General features: G+C 71.9%; 25 protein-coding genes. 9 read left to right on the top strand and 16 right to left on the bottom strand.

Annotated features, from left to right (window positions below; all coding sequences use genetic code 11):
- Positions 1-7: 7 nt before the first annotated feature.
- The gene (locus ACZ7KF_RS32260) at positions 8-367 is read right to left on the bottom strand and encodes an NADH-quinone oxidoreductase subunit A (RefSeq protein WP_003992243.1); all 360 of its coding nucleotides are present in this window, start codon (positions 365-367) and stop codon (positions 8-10) included.
- A gap of 744 nt (positions 368-1,111) precedes the next feature.
- On the opposite strand from ACZ7KF_RS32260, the gene ACZ7KF_RS32265 reads away from it, so the two are divergent.
- Both ACZ7KF_RS32265 and def read left to right on the top strand, forming a co-directional pair.
- Positions 1,112-1,948, top strand: a complete 837-nt coding sequence (locus tag ACZ7KF_RS32265; RefSeq protein WP_471082969.1) for a C40 family peptidase — start codon at positions 1,112-1,114, stop codon at positions 1,946-1,948.
- 173 nt (positions 1,949-2,121) lie between these two features.
- Positions 2,122-2,745 (top strand): peptide deformylase, encoded by a 624-nt coding sequence (gene def, locus ACZ7KF_RS32270; protein WP_471082972.1) that lies wholly within the window; start codon positions 2,122-2,124, stop codon positions 2,743-2,745.
- A gap of 18 nt (positions 2,746-2,763) precedes the next feature.
- Here the strand turns inward: def and ACZ7KF_RS32275 are convergent, their stop codons facing one another.
- Positions 2,764-4,047 carry a geranylgeranyl reductase family protein gene (locus ACZ7KF_RS32275; RefSeq protein ID WP_471082975.1) on the bottom strand — a complete coding sequence of 428 codons (1,284 nt, stop codon included), beginning with the start codon at positions 4,045-4,047 and terminating at the stop codon, positions 2,764-2,766.
- 98 nt (positions 4,048-4,145) lie between these two features.
- On the opposite strand from ACZ7KF_RS32275, the gene ACZ7KF_RS32280 reads away from it, so the two are divergent.
- Both ACZ7KF_RS32280 and ACZ7KF_RS32285 read left to right on the top strand, forming a co-directional pair.
- A complete protein-coding gene (locus tag ACZ7KF_RS32280; protein WP_471082979.1) occupies positions 4,146-4,664 on the top strand; it encodes a GNAT family N-acetyltransferase in 519 nt (172 codons plus the stop codon).
- Positions 4,665-4,773: 109 nt separating this feature from the next.
- Positions 4,774-5,091 (top strand): PASTA domain-containing protein, encoded by a 318-nt coding sequence (locus ACZ7KF_RS32285; protein WP_471082982.1) that lies wholly within the window; start codon positions 4,774-4,776, stop codon positions 5,089-5,091.
- Here the strand turns inward: ACZ7KF_RS32285 and ACZ7KF_RS32290 are convergent.
- Positions 5,078-5,773 (bottom strand): demethylmenaquinone methyltransferase, encoded by a 696-nt coding sequence (locus tag ACZ7KF_RS32290; protein ID WP_471082985.1) that lies wholly within the window; start codon positions 5,771-5,773, stop codon positions 5,078-5,080. The genes ACZ7KF_RS32285 and ACZ7KF_RS32290 overlap by 14 nt on opposite strands.
- Before the next feature lie 94 nt (positions 5,774-5,867).
- Positions 5,868-6,257 (bottom strand): hypothetical protein, encoded by a 390-nt coding sequence (locus tag ACZ7KF_RS32295; protein ID WP_471082988.1) that lies wholly within the window; start codon positions 6,255-6,257, stop codon positions 5,868-5,870.
- 244 nt (positions 6,258-6,501) lie between these two features.
- On the opposite strand from ACZ7KF_RS32295, the gene ACZ7KF_RS32300 reads away from it, so the two are divergent.
- Positions 6,502-7,506, top strand: coding sequence for a chitinase (locus tag ACZ7KF_RS32300; protein WP_471082991.1), 1,005 nt, complete (start codon positions 6,502-6,504; stop codon positions 7,504-7,506).
- A 191-nt stretch (positions 7,507-7,697) separates the two neighbouring features.
- Here the strand turns inward: ACZ7KF_RS32300 and ACZ7KF_RS32305 are convergent, their stop codons facing one another.
- From ACZ7KF_RS32305 to ACZ7KF_RS32330, 6 genes are all read right to left on the bottom strand, one after another.
- Positions 7,698-8,363, bottom strand: coding sequence for an imidazolonepropionase-like domain-containing protein (locus ACZ7KF_RS32305; RefSeq protein ID WP_471082994.1), 666 nt, complete (start codon positions 8,361-8,363; stop codon positions 7,698-7,700).
- A 7-nt stretch (positions 8,364-8,370) separates the two neighbouring features.
- Positions 8,371-9,570: a cyclic dehypoxanthinyl futalosine synthase gene (mqnC, locus tag ACZ7KF_RS32310; RefSeq protein ID WP_471082997.1), complete on the bottom strand. Its 1,200-nt coding sequence runs from the start codon at positions 9,568-9,570 to the stop codon at positions 8,371-8,373.
- A gap of 71 nt (positions 9,571-9,641) precedes the next feature.
- Positions 9,642-10,457 carry a prepilin peptidase gene (locus ACZ7KF_RS32315; protein WP_471083000.1) on the bottom strand — a complete coding sequence of 272 codons (816 nt, stop codon included), beginning with the start codon at positions 10,455-10,457 and terminating at the stop codon, positions 9,642-9,644.
- Positions 10,458-10,545: 88 nt separating this feature from the next.
- Positions 10,546-12,855: a protein kinase domain-containing protein gene (locus ACZ7KF_RS32320; protein WP_471083003.1), complete on the bottom strand. Its 2,310-nt coding sequence runs from the start codon at positions 12,853-12,855 to the stop codon at positions 10,546-10,548.
- A 135-nt stretch (positions 12,856-12,990) separates the two neighbouring features.
- Positions 12,991-14,799: a serine/threonine-protein kinase gene (locus ACZ7KF_RS32325; protein ID WP_471083006.1), complete on the bottom strand. Its 1,809-nt coding sequence runs from the start codon at positions 14,797-14,799 to the stop codon at positions 12,991-12,993.
- 65 nt (positions 14,800-14,864) lie between these two features.
- The gene (locus ACZ7KF_RS32330; RefSeq protein WP_471083010.1) at positions 14,865-15,713 is read right to left on the bottom strand and encodes a menaquinone biosynthetic enzyme MqnA/MqnD family protein; all 849 of its coding nucleotides are present in this window, start codon (positions 15,711-15,713) and stop codon (positions 14,865-14,867) included.
- A 290-nt stretch (positions 15,714-16,003) separates the two neighbouring features.
- Between ACZ7KF_RS32330 and ACZ7KF_RS32335 the strand changes: the two genes are divergently transcribed.
- Positions 16,004-16,207: a cold-shock protein gene (locus ACZ7KF_RS32335; RefSeq protein WP_004984723.1), complete on the top strand. Its 204-nt coding sequence runs from the start codon at positions 16,004-16,006 to the stop codon at positions 16,205-16,207.
- Between the two features lie 92 nt (positions 16,208-16,299).
- On the opposite strand, the gene ACZ7KF_RS32340 is transcribed toward ACZ7KF_RS32335, so the two are convergent.
- Positions 16,300-16,866, bottom strand: a complete 567-nt coding sequence (locus tag ACZ7KF_RS32340) for a helix-turn-helix domain-containing protein (protein WP_471083013.1) — start codon at positions 16,864-16,866, stop codon at positions 16,300-16,302.
- A 68-nt stretch (positions 16,867-16,934) separates the two neighbouring features.
- On the opposite strand from ACZ7KF_RS32340, the gene ACZ7KF_RS32345 reads away from it, so the two are divergent.
- Positions 16,935-17,639 (top strand): AzlC family ABC transporter permease, encoded by a 705-nt coding sequence (locus tag ACZ7KF_RS32345; protein ID WP_471083016.1) that lies wholly within the window; start codon positions 16,935-16,937, stop codon positions 17,637-17,639.
- On the top strand, positions 17,636-17,950 hold the full coding sequence (locus tag ACZ7KF_RS32350; RefSeq protein WP_471083019.1) for an AzlD domain-containing protein: 315 nt from the start codon (positions 17,636-17,638) through the stop codon (positions 17,948-17,950). Before ACZ7KF_RS32345 ends, ACZ7KF_RS32350 begins: the two co-directional genes overlap by 4 nt.
- On the opposite strand, the gene ACZ7KF_RS32355 is transcribed toward ACZ7KF_RS32350, so the two are convergent.
- Genes ACZ7KF_RS32355 through ACZ7KF_RS32365 form a run of 3 tightly spaced genes read right to left on the bottom strand, consistent with a single transcriptional unit; the run spans position 17,947 to position 20,807 of the window.
- The gene (locus ACZ7KF_RS32355) at positions 17,947-19,671 is read right to left on the bottom strand and encodes a serine/threonine-protein kinase (protein ID WP_471083022.1); all 1,725 of its coding nucleotides are present in this window, start codon (positions 19,669-19,671) and stop codon (positions 17,947-17,949) included. The two genes, ACZ7KF_RS32350 and ACZ7KF_RS32355, sit on opposite strands and share 4 nt — an antisense overlap.
- Positions 19,672-19,716: 45 nt before the next feature.
- Positions 19,717-19,953 carry a DUF397 domain-containing protein gene (locus ACZ7KF_RS32360; protein ID WP_471083024.1) on the bottom strand — a complete coding sequence of 79 codons (237 nt, stop codon included), beginning with the start codon at positions 19,951-19,953 and terminating at the stop codon, positions 19,717-19,719.
- Positions 19,950-20,807 carry a helix-turn-helix domain-containing protein gene (locus ACZ7KF_RS32365; protein WP_471083027.1) on the bottom strand — a complete coding sequence of 286 codons (858 nt, stop codon included), beginning with the start codon at positions 20,805-20,807 and terminating at the stop codon, positions 19,950-19,952. The genes ACZ7KF_RS32360 and ACZ7KF_RS32365 overlap by 4 nt, the downstream gene beginning before the upstream one ends.
- 107 nt (positions 20,808-20,914) lie before the next feature.
- Between ACZ7KF_RS32365 and ACZ7KF_RS32370 the strand changes: the two genes are divergently transcribed.
- Complete coding sequence (locus ACZ7KF_RS32370; RefSeq protein WP_471083030.1) at positions 20,915-21,346, top strand: ATP-binding protein; 432 nt, start codon at positions 20,915-20,917, stop codon at positions 21,344-21,346.
- Here the strand turns inward: ACZ7KF_RS32370 and ACZ7KF_RS32375 are convergent.
- Both ACZ7KF_RS32375 and ACZ7KF_RS32380 read right to left on the bottom strand, forming a co-directional pair.
- Positions 21,330-22,226 carry a LysR family transcriptional regulator gene (locus tag ACZ7KF_RS32375; protein ID WP_471083032.1) on the bottom strand — a complete coding sequence of 299 codons (897 nt, stop codon included), beginning with the start codon at positions 22,224-22,226 and terminating at the stop codon, positions 21,330-21,332. The genes ACZ7KF_RS32370 and ACZ7KF_RS32375 overlap by 17 nt on opposite strands.
- Positions 22,227-22,415: 189 nt before the next feature.
- Positions 22,416-24,356 (bottom strand): AMP-dependent synthetase/ligase, encoded by a 1,941-nt coding sequence (locus tag ACZ7KF_RS32380; protein ID WP_471083035.1) that lies wholly within the window; start codon positions 24,354-24,356, stop codon positions 22,416-22,418.
- Positions 24,357-24,377: the final 21 nt, after the last annotated feature.

A 24,377-nucleotide genomic window follows, 5' to 3' on the forward strand; every position in this document is an offset into this window, starting at 1 on the left:
AGGCCCCTCAGTCCCATTCCAGGCCGCCGCGCCGCCATACGTACGCGTACGCGACGAAGACGGTGAGCACGAAGAGCAGCATCTCCACGAGCCCGAAGATCCCCAGGGCGTCGAAGGTGACGGCCCAGGGGTAGAGGAAGACGATCTCGATGTCGAAGACGATGAAGAGCATCGCCGTCAGGTAGTACTTGATGGGGAAACGCCCGCCGCCGGCCGGCGTGGGGGTCGGCTCGATGCCGCACTCGTAGGCTTCGAGCTTGGCGCGGTTGTACCGCTTCGGACCGATCAGCGTGGCCATGACCACGGAGAAGATCGCAAAGCCTGCCCCGAGGGCTCCCAGTACGAGGATGGGCGCATACGCGTTCACCGCTCCTCGCTCCTCTCAGTCGGCACTGACTGGTGGCGGTTGCACTGGGCTCACATCCGCCTCACCGGTCCCACGAGCCCCGCTCGTCCCGGGCGAAGATCGAGAACATGTGAAGCAGGTCACAAGCCCAACTGCCTCGCATCTTATGCCCGCCGCTCTGTGATCTGCGACACGGGGTATTACACAAGCTTTGTGATCTCCACCACCTGACGAAGGATCATGAAGTCGGATGATGGGTGATCTTCATACTAGAAGCGTTCACTTGATCACCAGAAGTGACATTCTCGCCTGTCACCCCAGGCCAGGCGGGGCGTCTCCATATCAAGAGAGTTCCGTTGCATGCAAATTGGCGCTGGACGCAAGAGGCTGATAGTGGGTCGCGTTCACACATCAGGGGGAGGCCCGGGCGGGATGTGGACGGACGCCGGGGCGCGTGCACGCGTTCACGAGCTGCGCACATGCCGGACGCCTGGGTTCCGGTAACCGTTCCGTGACCTCCGCCACATCCATGAGAGGCCCATGAGAACCGGGCTTGGCCAACCATGCCAACCAGTGGTAGGTGCGGGGCAATTCGGACGTAATGATCAAAGACCGTGATCAAGGGCTTGATCACGTGCGTCCGCAATGTCCGTTACGGCGTCAATAAAGAGCGACACGCCCGTGTTTCCGGGTCTCGATTGAACAACTGTGGCGCAGCACACGTTTCTTGTAGATATGAAGGAGCCCCTGGTACCGGTTGTTCCCATGTCCCACACCGCTCACATACGCAGCCACCGGAAGCCCCGCCGCAGCGCGTCGACCCTCGCCGTGCGGGCCGGAGTTGCCAGTGGCGTCCTCGGCACCCTGGCAGTCGCCGGGGCGTCCGGCTCGGCGAACGCGGCCGAGCCGGTGACGCAGACCCTCGAACTGCCCACGCTGACGGCCGACCTGGCCGCTCAGGCGACCCAGTCCGCCGACGCCACCGAGCAGGCGGCCGCGAACTACCAGCTGCAGGCCGAGCGTGACGCGGCTGCCGCAAAGGCCGCGAAGCAGGCCAAGGCGGACCTCGCCGAGGCCAAGCACAAGGCGGCGGAGGCCAAGAAGAAGGCCGAGGAAGAGGCCCGCAAGGAGGCCGCCGCCCGCGCCACGCGCAACGCGGAGCGGACCACGCTCTCCACCAAGGCGAGCACCGACTCCGGCTCCACCTCCACGTCCACCTCGACCTCGACCGGCTCCTCCACGGCGACCGGTTCGGCCGCCGCGGTCATCAGCTTCGTCAAGGCGCAGGTCGGCAAGGCGTACGTCTCCGGCGCCACCGGCCCCTCGGCCTACGACTGCTCCGGCCTGGTGCAGACGGCCTTCAAGCAGGTCGGCATCAGCCTGCCGCGCGTCTCCCAGGACCAGTCCACCGCCGGCACCCAGGTCTCGCTGAGCAACCTCCAGCCGGGCGACATCCTGTACTGGGGCAGCGCGGGCAGCGCGTACCACGTGGCGGTGTACGTCGGCGACGGCATGTTCGTCGGCGCGCAGAACCCCTCCACGGGCGTCGTGGAGCGCTCGCTGTCGTACGACCCGCCCACCGGCGCCGTGCGGGTGCTCTGAGCGCATCCCGCACCTCTCGCACGCGTAGGGCCGCAGCCGCTCGGGGGCAGCGGCCCTTGCGTCGTACCCGGGGGGCGTCCGGCGCCTTCCCCCGCGTGCGCGGTGTCCTCCCTGGCATGCTCGGGCTCGGGCCGCCGGACGGCGGTCCGTCAGCGAGCGAAGGAGACAGCGCGATGCCAAGCGTGTTCGTGCAGGGCAGTCCCGTCGACCGGTTCCCCCGCTACGCCCCCGAGGCCGGGCGGGGGGCGGTGCGCCGCATCACCGAGGTCGGCGAGGAGGTGCTGCACAAGCCGTGCCGGGACGTCACGGAGTTCGGGCCCGACCTCGCCGCGCTCGTGGACGACATGTTCCGGACCATGTACGTCGCCGACGGGGCGGGACTGGCGGCGAATCAGATCGGGGTCGATCTACGGCTTTTCGTGTATGACTGCCCCGATGACGACGGAGTCCGGCATGTCGGACACATCGTCAATCCGGTGCTCGAAACGCCCACGAGCGGGCGACGACTGCTGGACGAGGGCGAGGGCTGCCTGTCGGTTCCCGGTGCCGTGATGGCCGTGCCGCGGCCGGACCGGGCCGTCGTGCGCGGGCAGGACAGGGACGGCAACGCCGTCGTCGTCGAGGGCACCGGATACTTCGCGCGGTGCCTCGCCCACGAGACCGACCACACCCAGGGGTACGTCTATCTGGACCGGCTCTCGAAACGGGACAAGAGGGACGCGCTGCGGCAGATGGCGGACCGGCGGGACGAGGTGCACGCCCGCCGGGCCGCCCAGGCAGCCGCGTTCAGCGCCTAGCCGGGCCCGCGGCGCCCGTCACGCCTTCGGGGCGACCTTGCTCAGGCCGTTGATGATGCGGTCCATCGCGTCACCGCCCGTGGGGTCGGTGAGGTTCGCGAGGAGCTTCAGGGTGAACTTCATCAGCATCGGGTGGGTCAGGCCGCGCTGGGTGGCGATCTGCATGACCTTCGGGTTGCCGATGAGCTTCACGAAGGCGCGGCCGAGCGTGTAGTAGCCGCCGTAGGTGTCCTTGAGGACGCGCGGGTAGCGCTGGAGGGCGATCTCGCGCTGGGCGGGCGTCGCGCGCGCGTGGGCCTGCACGATGACGTCGGCGGCGATCTGGCCGGACTCCATGGCGTAGGCGATGCCCTCGCCGTTGAAGGGGTTCACCAGGCCGCCGGCGTCGCCGACGAGCAGCAGCCCGCGCGTGTAGTGCGGCTGGCGGTTGAAGGCCATGGGGAGGGCGGCGCCGCGGATCGGGCCGGTCATGTTCTCCGGGGTGTAGCCCCAGTCCTCGGGCATGGAGGCGCACCAGGCCTTGAGGACCTCGCGCCAGTCCAGCTCCTTGAAGGAGGCGGAGGTGTTGAGGACGCCGAGGCCGACGTTGGAGGTGCCGTCGCCCATGCCGAAGATCCAGCCGTAGCCGGGCAGCAGGCGGTCCTGGGGGCCGCGGCGGTCCCACAGTTCCAGCCAGGACTCCAGGTAGTCGTCGTCGTGGCGCGGGGAGGTGAAGTAGGTGCGCACCGCCACGCCCATGGGGCGGTCCTCGCGGCGGTGCAGGCCCATGGCGAGGGACAGCCGGGTGGAGTTGCCGTCGGCGGCGACGACGAGCGGCGCGTGGAAGGTGACCTCGCGCTTCTCCTCGCCGAGCTTGGCGGTGACGCCGGTGATGCGGCCGGTGCGGTCGTCGACGACCGCACCGGAGACGTTGCAGCGCTCGTGGAGGCGGGCGCCGGCCTTCTGGGCGTTGCGGGCGAGCTGCTCGTCGAAGTCGTCGCGCTTGCGGACCAGTCCGTAGTTCGGGTAGGCGGCGAGGTCCGGCCAGTCCAGCTGGAGGCGGGAGCCGCCGCCGATGATGCGCAGGCCCTTGTTGCGCAGCCAGCCGGCCTCCTCGGAGATGTCGATCCCCATGGCGACGAGCTGCTTGACCGCGCGCGGGGTGAGTCCGTCGCCGCAGACCTTCTCGCGCGGGAACTCGGTCTTCTCCAGGAGCAGGACGTCGAGGCCGGCCTTGGCGAGGTGGTACGCGGTCGTGGAGCCGGCTGGCCCCGCGCCCACGACGATCACGTCGGCGGTGTGGTCGGAGAGGGGCTCGGTCACGGCGGGATCTCCCCAAGGTTAGAAATCTGCGTGCCGACCGGCACTGGACATGGGCAGTCTATTCAGCAGAATTGATCACCCGGTCGAAGGGCTGACTTGTGAACCGACCTCTCCCCGCGGTACGACTGCGCGTCCCCACGCACGAGGACGCGGTCGCCTGGCACCGGATCTTCGCCGACCCGGAGGTCATGGAGTTCCACGGCGGCCGGCCGGCGGAGCTGTCGGTCTACGAGGAACTCACCGCGCGCCAGCGGCGGCACGACGCGGAGCACGGCTTCTGTCTGTGGACGGTGCTGGACGCGTCCGGAGAGGTCATCGGCTTCACCGGCGCCCAGCCGTGGCCGCCGGACTGGGGCCCCGTCGGCGAGACGGAGATCGGCTGGCGGCTGGGGCGGGCGCACTGGGGCAAGGGGTACGTCACGGCGGCGGCGCGGGAGACCGTCAGGCGGCTGCGGACGGCCGGGGTGCCGGGGGTGGTGGCGATGGTCCGGCCGGGCAACGAGCGGTCGATCGCGGTGACCCGCCGGCTCGGCATGGAGCGGGCGGAGACGTACGCGCATCCCACGCTGGACGAGCCGGCGCTCTGCTTCCGACTCACCCTCCATCACTCTCGGTAGTCTTCTGTTACGGAAAGACACCGACGCCTTCCGGGTGGACCGGGCGAGAGTTACCCTGCCAGTACCGCTGGGGGTGACATCTGTGCGTATAACACCCAAAACACCCGAAGTGTGCGTCCCACGGCTGGTCGGTCTGATGGCCGTGGACGCGCGCGAAACGGCCCGGGCGCGGGGGCTGTTCCTCAACGCGCCGGACCGCCCGGAGTTCCACCTCGCCGTCGTCGACTACGTCGTACGCCAGTATCCGCAGCCCGGGGCCGAGGTGCCGCGGGACTCGATGGTGTACGTGTGGTTCGACTTCGGGGAGGGCGAGGGCGGCGGAGGCGTGCGGGAACCGCGCGTTCCGGGGCCGCACGGAGGAGGACTCCAACGGGAGCTGGACCAACCCGGCGATCCGTACGCGGTGGCCGGATTCAGCTCTCCTTGAAGCCCCGGTGCAGGGCGACCACACCGCCGGTGAGGTTGCGCCACGCCACCTTCGACCAGCCCGCCTTGCGCAGCCGTTCGGCGAGGGCGGGCTGGTCGGGCCAGGAGCGGATGGACTCGGCGAGGTAGACGTACGCGTCCGGGTTCGAGGACACCGCGCGCGCGACCGGCGGCAGTGCCCGCATCAGGTACTCGGTGTAGACGGTGCGGAACGGCGCCCAGGTCGGGTGGGAGAACTCGCAGATCACCACGCGCCCGCCGGGCCGGGTGACCCGGTACATCTCGCGCAGGGCGGCGTCCGTGTCCTGGACGTTGCGCAGCCCGAAGGAGATCGTCACCGCGTCGAAGGTGTCGTCCTTGAAGGGCAGCCGCGTCGCGTCGCCCGCCGTGAACGGCAGCCAGGTGTGCTTCTTCTTGCCGACCTGGAGCATCCCCAGGGAGAAGTCGCAGGGGACGACGTACGCGCCCGTCTGCGCGAAGGGCAGCGAGGAGGTGGCCGTGCCGGCGGCGAGGTCCAGGACCTTCTGCGCCGGGCGCGCGTCGACCGCCTTCGCCACCTCCTTGCGCCAGCGCCGGTCCTGGCCGAGCGACAGCACGTCGTTGGTCAGGTCGTACCGTTCCGCCACGTCGTCGAACATCGAGGCGACTTCGTGCGGCTGCTTGTTCAGGGAAGCGCGGGTCACCCGCCCATTCTTGCAGCCCCCTCTCACGGCAGGAGCCTCGGCTTCCTGCGCGCCGCGCCGTCCTCCACCCACCCGCACGCGGCGGCGGTCGAGATCATGGCCGAGGAAGGGGCGGCAGCGGAGGCCGGGTCGGACGGTGTGCCGGTGCGGACGGTGTGCCGGTGGCGGACGGTGTGCCGGTGGCGGACGGTGTGCCGGTGGCGGACGGTGTGCCGGTGGCGGACGGTGTGCCGGTGGCGGACGGCAGCACCGAGGGGACGCCCGTCGGCAGCTCCGCCTGACGCCCGATGCCGCCCTGCGGCCGTATCCCGCCGGGAGCCCGGCCGCCGTCGGCGTTGCCGAAGGGCAGCAGGGCGGACGGTTCGAGGAAGGTGCCCCAGCCCATGAAGGCGGCGGCGAGCACGCCCGCGTAGGTGAGGCAGCCGGCGCCGACGAGCAGGCCGACGCGGCGCAGCACCTTCGAGCGGCGTCCGGTGGTGTCCACGAACACGGGTCCCTCGGTGGACCCGTTGCCATGTTTGCGGTGGCTACCGCGCCCGTCGGCGCGCATTTCGCTGGCGGGTTCGGATTGCATTCCTCGAATGTTGGAGAGCCTTTATGTGCCCCTTTCCCGGGATTCTTATGAGCCGCCGGATATTCTTGTGAGCCGCCCATGAAAGCGCGTTCCGGCTGTTGTTTTCCTGAGGGACCCGAGGATGCCCATGCCGGCGTGTGAGAGATTTCCCCTCATGAGGAGTCCACTGAGACCAGTCGCCGGGTTCACCTGCGCGCTCGCGCTCGCGGTGACCGGTTGCTCCACGGCGGCCGAGAGCACGGCCCGTGCCCCCGCCCGCTCCCCCGCCCCGTCCCCCGCCCACTCCCTCGCCTACGCCCCCTACGTCAGCGCCACGGAGGCCGCCGGCACCGACGCCGCCGGTTCCCCGACGACGTACAACCTCGCCTTCGTGATCTCCGGCGGCAGCGACTGCGTCCCGAAGTGGAACGGCACCGAGGCGGTCGCCGACTCCGCCGTGAAGTCCCGGATATCCGCGCTGAAGAAGGACGGCGCCACCGTCCGCGTATCCTTCGGCGGCGCTTCCGGCAAAGAACTCGCCGCCGCCTGTGACAGCGTCACGGAACTCGCCGCCGCCTACGCCGCGGCGCTGGACGCGGCCGGCTCCAGCCAGGCGGACTTCGACATCGAGGGCGACGAACTGACCGACTCCGCCTCCGTCGCCCTGCGTTCGCAGGCGCTTGCCCGATTGCAGAAGGAACGCCCCGCTCTGGAGGTGACGTTCACGCTCCCGGTGATGCCGTCGGGCCTCGATGCGGACGGTCTCGCGCTGCTGGAGTCCGCGAACACGTACGACGTGCAGGTCTCCACGGTCGATCTGATGACCATGAACTACGGCGAGTCGTACGACGGGGACATGGGCGACTACGCCGTGACCTCCGCCGAGGCCGCGCACACCCAGCTGAAGAAGGTGTTCGCGCTGTCGGACGAGGGAGCCTGGCAGGGGATGGCGCTCACCTCGATGATCGGCGTCAACGACGTGGCCGGGGAGACGTTCACGCTCTCCGACGCCGCGCGGGTGCGGGCGTTCGCGGAGGAGAAGGAGATCGCCTGGGTGTCGATGTGGTCGGCGTTCCGGGACCGGGCGTGTGCGGAGGGTTCCTCCGTGGAGGACGCGTCGACCGATTGCAGCGGGGTGGCGCAGAAGGACGGAGCGTTCGCGAGGGCGTTCTCGGAATAGACCCGCGGAACGGCTCCGCAGGACAGCCCTCGGAACAGCTCGCAGGACGACCCGCAGGACAGCTCGCAGGACCCGCAGGACGACCCGCAGGACCCGCAGGACAGCTCACAGGACGACCCGCAGGACAGCTCTGAGGACAGCCCCCGGAACAGCTCCGCAGGACGGCCCGCAGGTGGTTCCGGTGCGTGTGCTCAGCGGCTCCGGTACACCAGGCGGCCGGCCAGCACGGTCGCCACGCAGGTCGCCGCGCCGCGCTCCGTCAGGGCCGCCTCGTCGGGCACGTCGAACACCGCCAGGTCGGCCCGGCCGCCGACGGTGAGGGGGCCGTGGACCGTGCCGGGCAGGTCGTACCCCTCGGCGAACGGGTCGAGGTCCGGCCGCTCGCCGAGCAGCATGCCGCCGGGGGCGCCCGCGACACCCACGACGGTCAGACCGGACCGGGCGACGGCCGTGGCCACGAGGGGATCGCGGAAGCGGGCTCCGGGGGAGGCGACCGCCGTCGTGCCGTACCGCAGCATCCGCTGCACACCGCGCCGTACGCTGCCCGCCCAGCGGGTCTCGCCGAGGTCGCCCAGGGCGGCCAGCCGTTCCCCGTACAGGGGCAACTCCCCCAGTTCACCGGCCTCGCGCGGGTCGGGGTGGTAGCACTGACGCAGCAGCCACAGCGGGTGCCACTGCCGCAGGCCCGGTGTGAGCACGCCCGGCCAGCGCCGCACCCGGGCGCCCGGGGCCACGGCCGCCGCCTCGGCGTACGGACCGACGGCCGTGATCCGGTCGCCGTCCACCACGACGGCTCCGTCCACGACGGGTGCCGCACCCACCGGCAGGACCAGCGGGGCGGCGTGGATCGTCAGCACGGCGGCCCTAGTTGGACGTGAGCAGCTTCAGCTCGGGGTGGGCGGTGCCGCCCTCGATGGCCGTGGAGGAGATGTGGGAGGCCACGCGGTCGTCGGCGGGGTCGTTCGCCGGGTCGTCGTGGACGACGAGGTGCTCGTACGTCGTCGAGCGCTGCGCCGGGACACGGTCCGCCTTGCGGATCAGGTCGATGATCTCCTGGCGGTTGGAGCGGTGCCTGGCACCGGCCGAGGAGACCACGTTCTCCTCCAGCATGATCGAGCCGAGGTCGTCCGCGCCGTAGTGCAGGGACAGCTGGCCGATCTCCTTGCCGGTGGTGAGCCAGGAGCCCTGGATGTGCCGGACGTTGTCCAGGAAGACGCGGGCGATCGCGATCATCCGCAGGTACTCGAAGAGGGTGGCCTGGGTGCGGCCCTTCAGATGGTTGTTCTCGGGCTGGTAGGTGTACGGGATGAAGGCGCGGAAGCCGCCCGTACGGTCCTGCACGTCCCGGATCATCCGCAGGTGCTCGATCCGCTCGGCGTTGGTCTCGCCGGTGCCCATCAGCATGGTGGAGGTGGACTCGACACCCAGCCGGTGCGCGGTCTCCATGATCTCCAGCCAGCGCTCGCCGCTCTCCTTCAGCGGGGCGATGGCCTTGCGGGGCCGCTCGGGCAGGAGTTCCGCGCCGGCGCCCGCGAAGGAGTCCAGGCCGGCCTCGTGGATCCGGGTGATGGCCTCTTCCACCGATACACCGCTGATCCGGGCCATGTGCTCGACCTCGGACGCGCCGAGCGAGTGGATCACCAGCTGCGGGAAGGCGTCCTTGATGGCCTTGAAGTGCTTCTCGTAGTACTCGACGCCGTAGTCGGGGTGGTGGCCGCCCTGGAACATGATCTGGGTGCCGCCCAGCTCGACGGTCTCCGCGCAGCGGCGCAGGATGTCGTCGAGGTCGCGGGTCCAGCCCTTGTCCTTGTCCTTGGGGGCCGCGTAGAAGGCGCAGAACTTGCACGCCGTGACGCACACGTTCGTGTAGTTGATGTTCCGCTCGATGATGTACGTGGCGATGTGCTCGGTGCCCGCGTACATGCGGCGGCGTACGGCGTCGGCGGCGGCGCCCAAGGCGTGCAGGGGCGCGTCACGGTAGAGGTCGAGCGCCTCCTCGGGCGTGATGCGTCCGCCCGCCGCGGCTCGGTCGAGCACGGACTGGAGGTCGGCCTTCTCGGTCACCGGGCGTCCCTTTCGTCAAGCGGTGGGGGCAGACCGAACCAGCCTACGCCAGCCGATTCGGGCCAAAGACGTCAGGCCGCGTACGCACCGATCAGCAGGCCGGTGAGGGTGCCGGCGAGGAGGAACGGGCCGAAGGGCACGGCCGTCTTCCGGTTCGCCCGCCGGACCAGGACGAGCGCGCCGCCGTAGAGCGCGCCGAGCAGGAATCCGGCGAAGGTGCCGAGCAGCACGGTGGGCCAGCCGTACCAGCCGAGTACGGCGCCCGCGCCCAGAGCCAGTTTCACGTCGCCGAAACCCATGCCGCCCGGGTTGATGCGGTACAGCACGTAGTAGCCGGCGCCGAGGGCGAGGGTGCCGTAGAGGGCGGTGCGCCAGTGGCCGGCGTGTTCGGGGAGCAGGGCGGTGAGTCCGAGCAGGGCGAGGGCGGTGGCGGCGAGCGGGAGGGTCAGCGGGTCGGGCAGCCGCCGCACCCGGAAGTCCACGGCGGCGAGGAGGACGCCGACGGGCGCGAGCAGCAGCCAGACCGCCAGCTCCGGCCGGGTGCCGGTGGCGGCGGCGAGGGCGGCGCAGACGAGGGCGGTGACGGCGGCGAGAAGGACACGTGAGGGGGCGTAGGACGGCCGAGGGGCCGGATCGGGTCCGACTGCCGGACCGAGGGGGTGCGCAGGGGTGCGGGAAGGGGTGCGGGACGAGGTGTACGCCCCGCCGCCCGCGCACTCCCCGCACCGCGCCCCGCCCAGCCACCCCCGGACCGGATGGCCGGCGGGGCAGTGGTCGTGCCAGGGTTCGCCGGACGGGGCGGCGAAGCGGTAGGCGGCGCGGGGCAGCAGCGCGCCCGCCGCGCCGCCCCACACCACGGCACCGAGCACCAGCACCCCCGTGGTCACCGCCCCCACGTTCCCCACCCCCGTCACGAACCCGAACACGACCCTCGCCCCCGTCACCTCACCTGTCCGTCCAGGGTCCCTACCCGGTTCAGACGGCCGGCATCGCGTAGACGTCCTCGCCGTTGGCCATGAGCAGCCGGCTGCCGGAGAGGGCGATCTGCCACTGGTCGCCGGTGTCCTTGTTGTCGGTCCAGCTCCAGCGCTTGCGGCCGGTCTTGGCGTCCAGCGCGACGATGCCGCCGCCGACGGCCTGGGCGCCGCAGTACAGGGTGGTGCCGGACTTCAGGAACACCTCGGGCGCGCCACGGTCGTTGTCCTCGCACAGCCAGATCCGCTTGCCGGTGCGGACGTCGACGGCCCAGACGCCGCGGTCGTGGTCGGCGACGTAGAGGACGCCGTCGATGACGGTGGGGGTGTGGAAGCCGCGGCGGCCGTTGGGGGACAGGGTCCAGCGGGTGGCGCCGGTCTTCACGTCCACGGCGGTGAGCTTCTCGCCCGGCAGGAAGACCAGGCCGTCGGAGGCGGTGGGCCGCCAGAACCAGTCGTCGCCGACCTTCTTCGTCCACAGCTGGGCGCCGGTGGCGGTGTCGCGGACGGTGAGGTTGTACTTGGAGTCGGCGTAGACCAGGTACGTGCCGGAGACGGATCCCTCGACGTCGTAGTCGTCGGTGCCCCAGTCGCGCCGCTGGATCCACACGGTCTTGCGGGTGGCGAGGCTGATCGCGGCGACCGCCGTGCGGTACTCGGTGGCGCTCTTGGACTCGCTGAAGTCGCTCGCCGTGACGTAGAGGTGCTGGTCGTCGATGGCGATGGTGTCCTCGACGTCGATGCGCTTGCCGAGCCGGGTGCGCCACACCTCGTCGCCGGTGGCCGCATCGCGGGCGATGACGACGCCGTCGTACTCGCCGTCCGGCAGGTACATCCGGCCGTCGCGGTGGAGCAGTTGGGAGCCGGGGACGACGAGGTCCGGCTTGGACCAGCGGGGCTTGCCGGTCCGCACGTCGTACGCCACCAGGGGGTCGCCGCTGATCAGCAGCAGGCCGTCGCGAACGAGCAGCGGTACGGCGGCGCTGGTGGTGTCCTCGGCGAGCGACCGGTGCCACAGCGGCTGCGGGGCGACTCCGGCGGGCGGGGTGGTGAAGTGTTCGGCGGCGGGCTCCCCCGAGACGCCGCGCCTGCCTCCGGTGCCGGTGACGTCGGTCCGGGTGTCCCGGCCGAACCACCAGGCGGTGCCCCCGCCGACGGCCGCGACGGCGGCGGCCCCGCCGAGGGCCAAGGACAGGGCACGGCGGCGGGTGGGGGGCGCGGCGGGGGAGCCGGGGCCACCGAGCCGCACGGTGCCGGGTACCGCGGTGCCGGGTACGGCGGTGCCGCCCGCCGGTGCCCCCGCCCGGTCCACCATCGTCGGCGCCGGGCCGAACCCACCGGCACCCGTACCGGCATTGACCCCGGCACCGGCACCCACGCCCGCACCCGCACCCACCGTCGGCGGCTGGATCTCCGGGGCCTCCAGGTCCAGGATCCCGGCCGCGTGCGTGGCGATCGTGGAGGCGACGGCGGACGGCAGCCAGTCGCGCAGGACACCTTCGACGCCCTGCGGGGCGAGCGCGGCCGCGATCTCGGCCGGAGCGGGCCGGTCCGCCGGGTCCTTGAGCAGACAGGCCCGGACCAGGCCCAGGAGCGAGCGCGGTATGCCCGTCAGCTCGGGTTCGCCGTGCACCACCTGGTAGAGCAGCGCGGCGTGCGAGGCGGCCCCGTCGCCGAAGGCGCTGCGCCCGGTGGCCGCGAAGGCGAGGACGGCGCCGAGGGAGAAGACGTCGCCGGCCGGGCCGACGTCCTTGCCCGTCGCCTGCTCCGGGGGCATGTAGCCGGGGGAGCCGACCACGACCCCGGTCTGGGTCATGCGCGCGCCGTCCACCGCCCGCGCGATGCCGAAGTCGATGACGCGGGGGCCGGCGGCGGCGAGCAGGACGTTCGAGGGCTTGAGGTCGCGGTGGACGAGGCCGGCCCCGTGGATCTCCTGGAGGGCGGCGGCGAGTCCGGCGCCGAGGGCGCGCACGGTGTGTTCGGGCAGCGGGCCGTGCGCGGCGACGACCTCGGTGAGGTCCGGGCCGAGCACGTACGAGGTGGCCAGCCAGGGCAGCGGCGCCTCGGGGTCGGCGTCCACGACCGCGGCGGTGTACCGGCCGGAGACGGCCTGGGCGATCTCGGCCTCGTGCCGGAAGCGCTCGCGGAAACCGGCGTCGGCGGCGAGGTCGGGGCGTACGACCTTGACCGCGACGGTACGGCCGCCGGGGGAACGGGCCAGGTACACCCGGCCCATGCCGCCGGCTCCGAGTCTGCGCAGCATGCGGTAGCTGCCCAACTCCCGTGGATCGTCCGGCTGAAGTGTCTCCATGGCGGGCTCTTCCCGTCCTTCCCCGTTGCGTGCTGCGCGCTCGGCGTGACGATGCGCGTGTTGCCGGCGTTCGCCAACGCGGACACAGTAGTGAGGGCGGGGGCCGGTGGGGCCACAGGGGCGGGGCGGAGCGGGCTAACGGACCCTTGACATCCGCGAAGTCGGGTGGCCTTCTTCCGAACTGTCCGACGTGTACGTCAGATCGTCACCGGTCGGCGTCAACTCGATCTGGTGCGGTGCGGGGTTGCAGCCGGCGTGGTTGCCGGCGGCGCCGGCCGAGGTCGCGAGGATCCGTGTCCCGGTGACCTTCTTCAGGGTGAGGATGTCGGTGCAGACGCCGCCGATCCCGTCGGTCTGGGTGAGCCGCCCCAGCTCCTCGCCCACGGCCGCCTGGTGGACGGTGACGCGGAAGGTGCCCATGGGCAGGTGACCGCCGAGACCGGTGGCCTCGCCCTCCCAGGTCCCGAGGTAGCGGGCCGGGAGTACACCGGGCTGGTCGCCGGCGGTGGGAGTGCCACCGGGGGAACTGCCCGTGCCGGGACTGCCGGTGCCGGGACTGCTCGTGCCGGAATCGCCCGCGCTGGGGTCGCCCGCGGCCGGGTCGTCCGGGGCGGGGCTGCCGGCGGTCGCGCTCGGTGCCGGGGAGTAGGCGTTGCCACTGCCCGCGCCGTTGTCCCTGGCGCCTTCGTCGAACCAGGGCCGCACCAGGACGCCGAGCCCCACGGAGACCGCGGCGAGCGCGCCGGCGACCGCCAGCACGACCGTGCAGCTCACCCGGCGCCCCCGGCCGCCCTCGCCGGGAGCGGAGGCCGCGGCCACGCTGACGGAGACCCGGCCGGGCGGCGGCACGTCCCGCGGCTCCGGCACGGCGGTCGCCCCGCCGGCCGGTTCCCCGGCCGTCTCCGTCCCCCGGTTCATCACGGGCGCGGGCCCGAACGTCCCCGTGCCTTCGGTTGCCGTGCCGTCGGTCGCCCGTGGTTCGGCCGTTTCCGTCGGCCCGCCCACCGAAGGGCTGCTGAACGCCACCGGGCCCGAGGGTGCCGTCTCGCCCGTGTCCAGGTTGAGGAGCCGTACGGCGTCGCGGCTGACCTGTTCCACCAGGGGGCCCGGCAGCCAGCCGCCCGCGACCAGGCGGGTGGCGCCCTCGGGGGCGAGCCGTCGGCTCAGTTCGGCGGGGGTGGGGCGGGCGGCGGGGTCCTTGGCCAGGCAGGCCGCGGCCAGCTCCCGCAGCTCGCCGGTGAGGGCGCCGAGTTCGGGCTCCTCGTGGACGACCTTGTAGAGCAGCGCGGCCGAGGAGTCGCCGCGGAAGGGCGCCTGGCCGGTGGCCGCGTGGACGAGGACGGCTCCGAGGGAGAACAGGTCGGCGGCGCCCGTGGCCCCCGTGCCGAGGATCTGCTCGGGTGCCATGTAGCCCGGCGAGCCGATCGACACGCCGGTGGACGTCAGGGACGCCGTGCCGTCCGTGGCCCGCGCGATGCCGAAGTCGATCAGCAGCGGCCCGTCCAGGGTGAGCAGGACGTTGGACGGCTTCACGTCCCGGTGGACGAGGCCGAGTTCGTGGACGGCCGTCAGCGCCTCGGCGAGGCCCGCGCCCAGGGCCCGTACGGTGTGCGCGGGCAGGGGGCCGCCGTCGGTGACGGCCGCCGCGAGGGAGGGGCCGGCCGCGTAGGCGGTGGCGACCCAGGGCACGGGGGCGTCGGGGTCCGCGTCCAGGACGGGTGCCGTCCAGGCGCCGCCGACCCGGCGGGCGGCGGCCACCTCGCGCCGGAAACGGGCGCGGAACTCCTCGTCCAGCGCGAAGTGCGGGTGCACGATCTTCACGGCGACGGTCCGGCCGCCCGTGCTGCGGCCGAGGTAGACCCGGCCCATGCCACCCGAGCCGAGCCGGCCCAGCAGCCGGTACGGCCCTACGGTGGCCGGCTCGTCGACTTCCAGCGGCTGCATGGCGTCCGCTCCCCCCACCGCGCTCTCCCCCTACGCCTGCCGTGCAGCAGCGTAGTGAGGCGGGGCTACGGCCGCAGCAGCTCCACCTTCACGTCCGCCGGAAAGCCGGTGGTCGGCCCGACGCGGCGGGCGAACTCGGCGACGGCCGCGAGCTGCGGGCCGCCGAAGCTGAAGTCCAGGGTGGTGAAGTACTGCTCCAGCGTGGCCTCGTCGAACGCCTCCCAGCGGGCGGCCTGCTCGGCCACCTTGCCGACCTCTTCCAGGGAGAGGTTGCGGGAGTCGAGGAAGGCCTCGTGGACCTGGCGGGTGAGGACGGGCTCGCGCTCCAGGTAGTCGCGCCGGGCCGCCCAGACCGCGAAGACGAACGGCAGTCCGGTCCACTCCTTCCACAGGGCCCCGAGGTCGTGGACGTCCAGACCGAGCTTGGGGCCGTAGTGGAGGTTGGCGCGCAGGGCGGCGTCGCCGATGAGGACGGCGGCGTCCGCCTCCTGCATCATCAGGCCGAGGTCGGGCGGGCAGGTGTAGTAGTCGGGCTGGACGCCGTAGCGCTCGGCGAGGAGCAGCTGGGCGAGGCGGACCGACGTGCGGGAGGTCGAGCCGAGGGCGACCTTGGCGCCGTCCAGCCGGTCCAGGGGGACTTGGGAGACGATGACGCAGGACATCACCGGGCCGTCGCAGCCGACGGCGATGTCCGGGAAGGCGACCAGATCGTCGGCGTTGCGCAGGTACTCGACGAGGGTGACGGGCCCGATGTCGAGATCACCGCGTACGAGCTGCTCGCTGAGCTTCTCCGGGGTGTCCTTGGTCAGCTCGAGGTCGAGGAGCGTGCCGGTTCTCGCGAGCCCCCAGTACAGGGGCAGGCAGTTCAGGAACTGGATGTGGCCGACGCGCGGCCGGGTGCGAGAATTGTCCACATCGCGAGACTAGACCCCCCGGCGTACGGTGCCGGGACCGACCCCACCCTCAAACGGCCTAGCGGACGTTCAAACATCCGGGTGAAGTGATCTTGACCTCTATTGCTTTCGGCTGCCCGCGTGCTAGGCTCGCCGCAAGTTGCAGTTTGGTTTCCCTTGCAGTACAGAGCCTGCGGAGCATGTGACCGCGGGCTCTCGTCGTTTTCAGACATATGCAGTTGTGCAGCACCGTTTCACACTTGCAGGTTCTGGAGCAGGGCAAACCCTTTGTGAGCCCAAGGAGGGCTTATATGGCTACCGGAACCGTTAAGTGGTTCAACGCCGAAAAGGGCTTTGGCTTCATCGCCCAGGAGGGCGGCGGCCCCGACGTCTTCGTTCACTACTCCGCGATCAACGCCACCGGCTTCCGCTCCCTTGAGGAGAACCAGCAGGTGTCCTTCGACGTGACGCAGGGCCCGAAGGGTCCGCAGGCGGAGAACGTCACCCCCGTCTGATCACTGCCTGATCGCAGAACCTGAGAGCAGTACCCAAGGAGCCCCACGCCGTAAGGCGACGGGGCTCCTGCCTTTTCCCGTTCCTTTCCGGTTCACATGTGCTGCATGACGAGTACGAACTTCGTTCCGGCCGCGAGCGCCTCGTACGTGTGCGGCACGTCCCCGCGGAACGACGCGTAATCCCCCGGCTCCAGCGCGACCGTCTCCCCGTGCGGTCCCGCCTCGACCCTTCCCTCGGTGACCACGATGTGCTCGGTGGTTCCGGGAATGTGCGGCTCGGAATCGCGCACGGAACCGGGTTCCAGCCAGACGTGGTAGATGTCCCTGCGGGCGCCGGGCGGGCAGGCCGAGAGCAGTGAGGCGAGGTAGCTGGACTGCTCGGAGTGGACCATGGGCCCCTGGCCGGCCCGGATCACCTGGACCGCCTGGGCGGGCGGCTCCACCAGTGCGCTGAAGGGCACGCCGAGCGCCACCGCGAGCGCCCAGATGGTCTCCATGCTCGGGTTCCCGCTCGCCGCCTCCAGCTGGGACAGCGTGGACTTGGCGATGCCGGCGCGCTTGGCCAGTTCGGACAGGGACAGCCCGGTACGGGTCCGCTCCCGCTTCAGGGACGCGGCGATCCACTCCAGGGGGAGCCGGGCGGGGACGGCCTCGGTCATGTCGTTCGCTCCGTCGGTACGATCGTTCGCCTTGACGAACGGGGTGCTTACTGTCCATTGTAGGAAACATGCGTTCGGTACAGCGAACAATCGGCTCGGCCGAAGACCGTTCCCTGGTCCGGGACAGCTCGCTCGTCTGGCTGGCCAGCGGGGTCGTCGGCGTCTCGTTCGGTGCGGTGTCCGTCGCCGGCGGGCTGCCGGTGTGGGTGCCGGTGCTGATGTCCCTGGTGGTGTACGCGGGTTCGGCACAGTTCAGCGCGGTGGGCGTGCTGCTCGCCGGGGGCGGGCCGCTCGCCGCGGTGGCCACCGGGCTGCTGCTCAACACCCGTACGGCGGCCTTCGGTCTGGCCGTGGCCGAGATCCTCGGCACCGGCCGCGCGAGCCGCTTCCTCGGCGCCCACCTGGTCACGGACGAGACGGTCGCCTTCGCCCTCGCGCAGCCGGACCCGGTACGGCAGCGGCGGGCGTTCTGGATATCGGGGCTCGGCCTGTTCGCCGTGTGGAACGCCGGCGTGCTGGCGGGGGCGCTCGCGGGCGGCGCGCTCGGCGACACCGCCCGTTACGGCCTGGACGCCGCGTTCCCGGCCGTCCTGGTCGCCCTGGTCCTGCCCGCCCTCCGCGCGGACGCGACGGTACGGCGGTGTGCCCTGCTCGGCGCGGCCCTGGCCCTGGCGGTCACGCCCGCCGTCCCGGCCGGGGTACCGGTCCTGCTCGCCCTGGCCGGCCTGTTCCTCCACCGCCGTCCGGCCGCCGCCCCGGGAGCCGCCGCGTGAACGCCACCGTCGCCGTGATCCTCGCCCTGGCCGTCGGCACGTACGCCTTCCGGCTGGTCGGCCCGGTCCTGCACGGCCGGGTCACGGTCCCGCCCCGGGTCCAGGAGCTGGCGTCGGCGGGCGCGGTGGTCCTGCTGGTCGCGCTGCTGGCCACGGGCGCCCTGACCGAGTCCGGCGGCTTCGCGGGCTGGGCCCGCCCCGCCGGGGTGCTGGCCGGCGCCGCCCTGGCCTGGCGCCGGGCCCCCTTCGCCGTCGTGGTGCTGGGGGCGGCGGTGACGACGGCGGTGCTGCGGCTGGCCGGGGTGGGTTAGGCCGCCTTCCGCCAGACCGTCAGGTCGCCCCTGAGGAAGGCGATGTCCGCTATCGCGGTGGACTTCGTCTCGATCACGAACAGCCCGATGTTCCCCTCGGTGTCCTTGATGCAGAACTCGGTTCCGGCCGCCGCCCCGGCCAGCGTCCAGCTGTGCTTCGTGGCGCTGGCGCTCCCGAGCATGAGACGGCACTGGTCCAGGGTGGTGCCGTGCGCGCCCCACATCTGCATGAAGACCGCACTGTCGCTCTTCAGTTCGCAGCCGGGATCCTGGCAGTCGAAGCGGATGTCACCCTTGCGGTTCTTCCGCTGGGCGTCCTTGTCCTTCAGGCTCAGTGAGTTCTTCGCGTCCAGCCACAGCCCGGCGTACCCCTCCGGCCGCGGGTCCTGGGGTGAGGCCGAGGCCGCACCGTCACCGGCCCCCGGCCCGGACGCGTCCGCGCCGGAGGAACCCGCCGAGGAGTCCGGCGACGATCCCCGCGAGGAACCCGACGGCGAGCCCGCCGTGGACGCCGACGACGAGGAGTGTGCGGCCGGTCCCGTCGCGGACGTCCTGGAACCGGCCGTGTCCCGGCCGTCGAGCCGGCTCTTGGCGTCCATGAGCGACCAGGTCATCGCCGCCACCAGCAGCCCGCCGCCGACCACCCCGGCGGCCGTGATCAGCGCCGTTCGCCGTCTGCGGGCCTTGCGCTGCTCCGGCGTGGGCTGCGGCCACCCGTACAGCGGCTGCGGGTACGCCGGGGTGGGCATGGGCGCCTGCGGGTGGGCCGAGGCCGCCGCGGGCACCGGCGGCTGCGGGTGGACCGGGGTCGGCTCGGGCACCGGCGCCGGGATCACGACCTCCGGGCCGATGATCTCCCGCCACACCGCGGGCCCCCCGCCCCCGTCGGCGTCCGCCCCCAGCCGCTGCCTGCACCACTCCACGATCTCGGCCGGAGTGGCCCGCCGAGCCGGATCGGCGGCCAGGCACCGGGCCAGCAGCGGACGCAGCGGCTCGGGCAGCGCGTCGAGGTCCGGCTCCGAGTGCACGATCCGGTACAGCACGTTGACCGCCGGGCCGTCACCGTAGAGCGACCTGCCCAGCGCCGCGAACGCCGCGGTCTGGCCGAGCGCGAAGACATCGGTCGCCGCCGTGACCTCGCCCCCGGACGCCTGCTCCGGAGCCATGTAGGACGGCGTGCCGATCGTGCCGCCCGTCGCCGTGTACGACGTCCCGTCGGCGGCCAGCGCGATCCCGAAGTCGATCACCCGCGGCCCGTCGGCGGCCAGCAGCACGTTCGACGGCTTCATGTCCCGGTGCACGACGCCCTCGGCATGAATGGCCTGGAGCGCCTCGGCCACCCCCGCCATCAGCCACAGCACCGCCGGCACGGGCAGCGGGCCACGCCGGACCACGGCCTCCGCCAGCGACGGGCCGGGCACGTACAGCGTGGCCAGCCAGGGCGGTACGGCGTCCGCGTCCGCGTCGATCAGCTCGGCCGTGTACGCGCCCCGCACCCGCCGGGCCGCCTTGATCTCCCGGCCGAACCGCCGCCGGAAGTCCGGGTCGTCGGCGAGTTCCGGCCGCACGACCTTGATCGCGACCGGACGGCCGCCCTGGGTGTGCGACAGGTAGACCCGCCCCATGCCGCCGGCCCCCAGCCGGGCCGCGAGCCGGTACCCCGCCACCACCGGTGGGTCGTCCGCCTGAAGTGGCTGGAAGACCTCCGTCGCATGCTCCATCGGCCCTGTACCCCCCGGTGTAATGCGTTGGCCAAGGGCAGCAGCCTAGACGGCGGCGAAAACGAAGGCCGACCAGGCTTCGGGGGTCACGGTGAGGTGAGTGGCGGGTCGCTTCGAGTCACGGATGTGGACGGCGGTGGGGTGGGCGGCCACCTCTACGCACTCGCCGCCTCCGCCGCTGCTGTGGCTGGACTTGCGCCAGGTGTAGGCGAGTTCGACACACTCACCGCCCTCACCGCCGCTGTAGCTGGACTTGAACCAGGCGAGTTGCTCGGTGTTCATCGCTCTCCCAGCAGTTTCTCGATCAGGGCCAGGGACTCTGTCGGGCTGAGTGCCATCGCGCGCATGATCCCATAGCGGTCAGCGATCTTGCGCACTTCCTCCGAGTCAGCGATCAGTCGCGGGTATCCCTGCACCTCTACATAAGCAACCTGTCCCCGCTTCTTGGGTGTCAGCAGATTGAAGGGGCCGTCCATGTTGGGGTGTTCCGTCTGCGTGGAGGGCATCACTTGGATCTCCACGTTGCGCGTGCTGCCAGTGCGAAGCAATCGGCGAAGCTGCTCCCTGTGCACCTCGGTACCGCCGATGGGTCGGTGCAGCACTACCTCTTCCAAGACATAACTGCACATCGGCAGCGGCCACTGCTCCAGGACTTGCTGGCGTGCAAGTCGGTCAGCAACGCGCTTCTCGATGGTGTCCTCGTCAAGCAAGGGACGGCGGCGGGAGAACACAGCCCGCGCATAGTCCTCGGTCTGCAAGAGGCCCGGCACGCCCTGGTTGGCGTAGAAGTGGAGCTCCACGGAAACCGCTTCGAGTTCTGCATAACTGCGATACCACTCGGGATGCCGCGTGCGCGCCTTGGACATCGCCTCCTCGACCTGCGGGATGACCGCCGTGAACAGCCCGTTCGCCTCCAGGAGTTCGTCGGCCCGCTGGAGGAACTCCGGCCTCGGCGTCCGCACCCCCCGCTCCACGGCCGAGATCTGATCGGGGCCGTAGCCCACCAGGTTGCCGAACTCCCGCTGGTTCAGCCCGGCCCGTTCCCTCAGCAGCTTCAGCTGTTTGCCGAGTACGACGAAGACCGCCGCCGACCCGTTCTCCTCCGCCGGGGTCTCCGGCCTCCGCTCGTCCGTCACGCCACCCTCCGACCACTCGTACACCACACTTGTCGCGCCCGTACGACTACGCACAGTCGCCAGGCGCCCCCTGGTCAGCGTAGGAAGAAGTGACCACGCTCGGTGAGGTGAACGTAGAAATCTCCACCCCAGGAACCGAACTCGTCCAACGGTTGAACGCCACCCCACGCGGAGCGCGGCTGGCCCGTCATCTCACCGGCAGCACGTTGGCCACCTGGGGATATCCCTACGACGGCGACGCGAACCACTCCGCCCGGCTCCTCGTGGCCGAACTCGCCGCCAACGCCGTCACCCACGGTCGCGTCCCGGGGCGGGACTTCGAGCTGCGGCTCGCCCTGCTGCCGGAGAAGGACACCTTGCGTATCGAGGTGAGTGATCCCCGGGGCGATCGCGGCCTGCGGTTCCTGGACGGGCGGCTGGAGGACGAGGGCGGGCGCGGACTGGTCGTCGTCCAGGTGCTGGCGTCCTTGTGGGGCGTGTCCGAGCGGGACGTCGGCAAGACGGTCTGGGTGGAGCTGCGGCTCAGCCGGCCGCAGTGACCCGGCATTCCACGACCGTGTCCGCGAACGCCCTGGCCGGCGGGCTGAGCGCGTCCCAGCGGCGGACCGCCCAGCCGACGGGGAGGGGACGCAGGCCGGGCAGCGGGACGAGACGCAGGGGGCCGTCACCGGGGACGGGCAGGCCGGGCACCGCGGGTACGACCGCCCGCCCGGCCCCCAGTTCGGCCAGCAGCAGCGCCGTGTCCCAGTCGGCCACGCTCGGCTCGTAGGCGAACCGGACGCCCCGCTCGGCGCACGCCGCTTCGAGGTGGGCGGCGGACGTGGAGTTCGGGGGGAGCCGGATGAGCCGGGTGCCGGCGAGGTCCGCCGGGTCCAGGTGCGGGTGGGCGGCCAGCGGGTCGTCCGCGCGGACGGCGAGCAGCCACGGCAGCTCCACGACCGTGCGCTGCTCGATGCCCCGGACCGGCGGGCCGATGGTGATCCAGGCCAGGTCCAGGGTGCCGTCGGCGAGGGCGTCGAAGCTGCCGCGGCCCGAACTGACCGTGCGGAACTCCAGGTTGACCTCGGGGTGGCGGCGGCGGAAGGTGACGACCGCGTCGGACATGAAGTGCCGGAGGGTCGTCGCGCCCGTGGCCACGCGGACGTATCCGCTGTGGCCGCGGGCCAGGTCACGCAGCCGGCTCACGGCCAGGTCCAGGCCGTTGATGCCCTCGGCCGCGGCGGCTTCCAGTATCCGCCCGGCCTGGGTCGGGACGACTCCGCGCGGCTGGCGCTCCAGCAGCGCCACGCCCGTCTCCCGCTCCAGCCGCTTGACGTGCTGGCTGACGGCGGACTGGGTGCAGCCGAGGTCGCGGGCGACCGAACTCAGGCTGCCCGCGCGGCACACGGCCACGAACACACGGAGGTCCTCCAGCGTCACAACACCCAAGCTAGCACTTGGGTTTGGTGAGGAAACCCAAGGATTGACTGGCTCCTGGGGGCGTACGAGGATCGTTCCGGGCCGCAATCGACCCAGGCGGCAACCCGCTCCCCCACCCGCCGAGTCCGGACGACGCGGGAGAAGCGAGGAGCGGGTGCCGACCACTCGCCACGCCGGGACGGCCTCGGCTCAGCCCTCGTACAGGTCTTCCACGTGGTGGTCGAAGTCCCGCATGATCTGTTCCCGCCGCAGCTTCATGGACGGGGTCAGGTGGCCGTTCTCCTCCCTGAAGTCCACCGGCAGGACCGCGAAGCGGCGGATGGACTCGGGGCGGGAGACCAGCTTGTTCGCCTCGTCCACCGCCCGCTGGAGGACGGCCGTCAGCTCCTCGTCGCCGACCAGGAGTTCGGGCGGCACCGGATGCTTGCCGATCATCTGCCGCCAGTGCGTGATGCCCTCGGGGTCGAGGGTGATCAGCGCGGCGACGTACGGGCGGCCGTCGCCCACCAGCATCACCTGGGAGATCAGCGGGTGCTGGCGCAGCCAGTTCTCCAGCGGGGCCGGGGCCACCGACTTGCCGCCCGCCGTGATCAGCAGCTCCTTCTTGCGGCCGGTGATGGTCAGATAGCCCTCGTCGTCCAGCTCGCCGAGGTCGCCCGTGGGCAGCCAGCCGTCGCGGGTGGCGGGGACGACTCCGCCCGCCTGCGGGTCCCAGTAGCCGCGCAGCACATGGTCGCCGGCGAGGAGGATCTCGCCGTCCGCCGCGATCCGCACCCGGGTGCCGGGCAACGGCCAGCCCACCGTGCCCATGCGGGGCTTCAGGGGCGGGGTGACCGTCGAGGCACCGGTGGTCTCCGTGAGGCCGTAGCCCTCGAAGATCTCGATGCCGGCGCCCGCGTAGAACGCGGCGAGGCGTCGGCCCAGCGGGGAGCCGCCGCAGATGACGTACCGGACCCGGCCGCCCATGGCGTTGCGGATACGGCGGTAGACGAGCGGATCGTAGAGGGAACGCTGGGTCTTCAGGGCGCGGCTCGGGCCGCTGCCGGTGCCGGTCTGGCGGGCCTCCAGCGCCTCGCCGTACCGCTGGGCCACCGCCGCCGCCCGGTCGAAGACCGACGACCGGCCGCCCGCCTCCGACTTGGCCCGCGCGGAGTTGTAGATCTTCTCCAGCATGTAGGGGATGGTCAGCAGGCACGTCGGCCGGAAAGCCGCCAGATCCGGCAGGAGGTCGTCCGGGGCCAGGCTGGGGGCGTGGCCGAGGCGGACCCGGGCGCGGACGCAGGCGATGGCCACCATCCGGCCGAAGACATGGGACATGGGGAGGAAGAGCAGGACCGACGGTTCCTCGCCCTGCGCCTTGAAGACCGGGTGGAGCAGCTCGATCGCGTTGTCGACCTCGGCGAAGAAGTTGCCGTGCGAGAGGGCGCAGCCCTTGGGGCGGCCGGTGGTGCCGGAGGTGTAGATCAGCGTGGCGAGGGTGGCGGGGCCCAGCATGCCCCGGCGGACGCCCACCTCGCCGTCCGGCACCGGCGCGCCCACGTCGGCGAGCTGGGCCACGTGGTCCTTGTCCATCACCCACAGGTGGCGCAGATCGGGCAGGTGCGGGAGTTCGGGGCCGATGGCGGCGGCCTGGGCGGCGTTCTCGGTGACCAGGGCGACCGCGCCGGAGTCGTGCAGGATCCAGCGGGTCTGGAAGACGGAGGAGGTGGGATAGATCGGGACCGTGACCAGGCCGGCGGCCCAGGCCGCGAAGTCGAGGAGGGTCCAGTCGTAGGTGGTGCGGGCCATGACGGCGATGCGGTCGCCGGGCGTCAGGCCCTCGGCGATCAGGCCCTTGGCCACCGCCTGCACCTCGGCGGCGAATCGTTCCGCCGTCACGTCCGTCCAACTGCCGTCGGGCAGCTTGCGGCTGAGGACGACCGCGCCGGGTGCCGCCTCCGCGTTCTCGAACGGCAGGTCGCCGAGGGAGCCGTGGGTGACCGGGGGTGCGAACGGGGGGACCACCGCCTCCCGCACCGCGCCGTCGAGCCGTCGTGTCTCGGGTGCGACGAGGACCGGGCGGCCGTCGTAGTCGGTGGCGGAGACCGGGGCGCCGGAGGAGACGGGGGCGTTCTGGTACGGCGTGGACACGGGCGGCTCCTCTGGCGTGCG

The organism is Streptomyces sp. NPDC038200 (genome assembly GCF_055600785.1).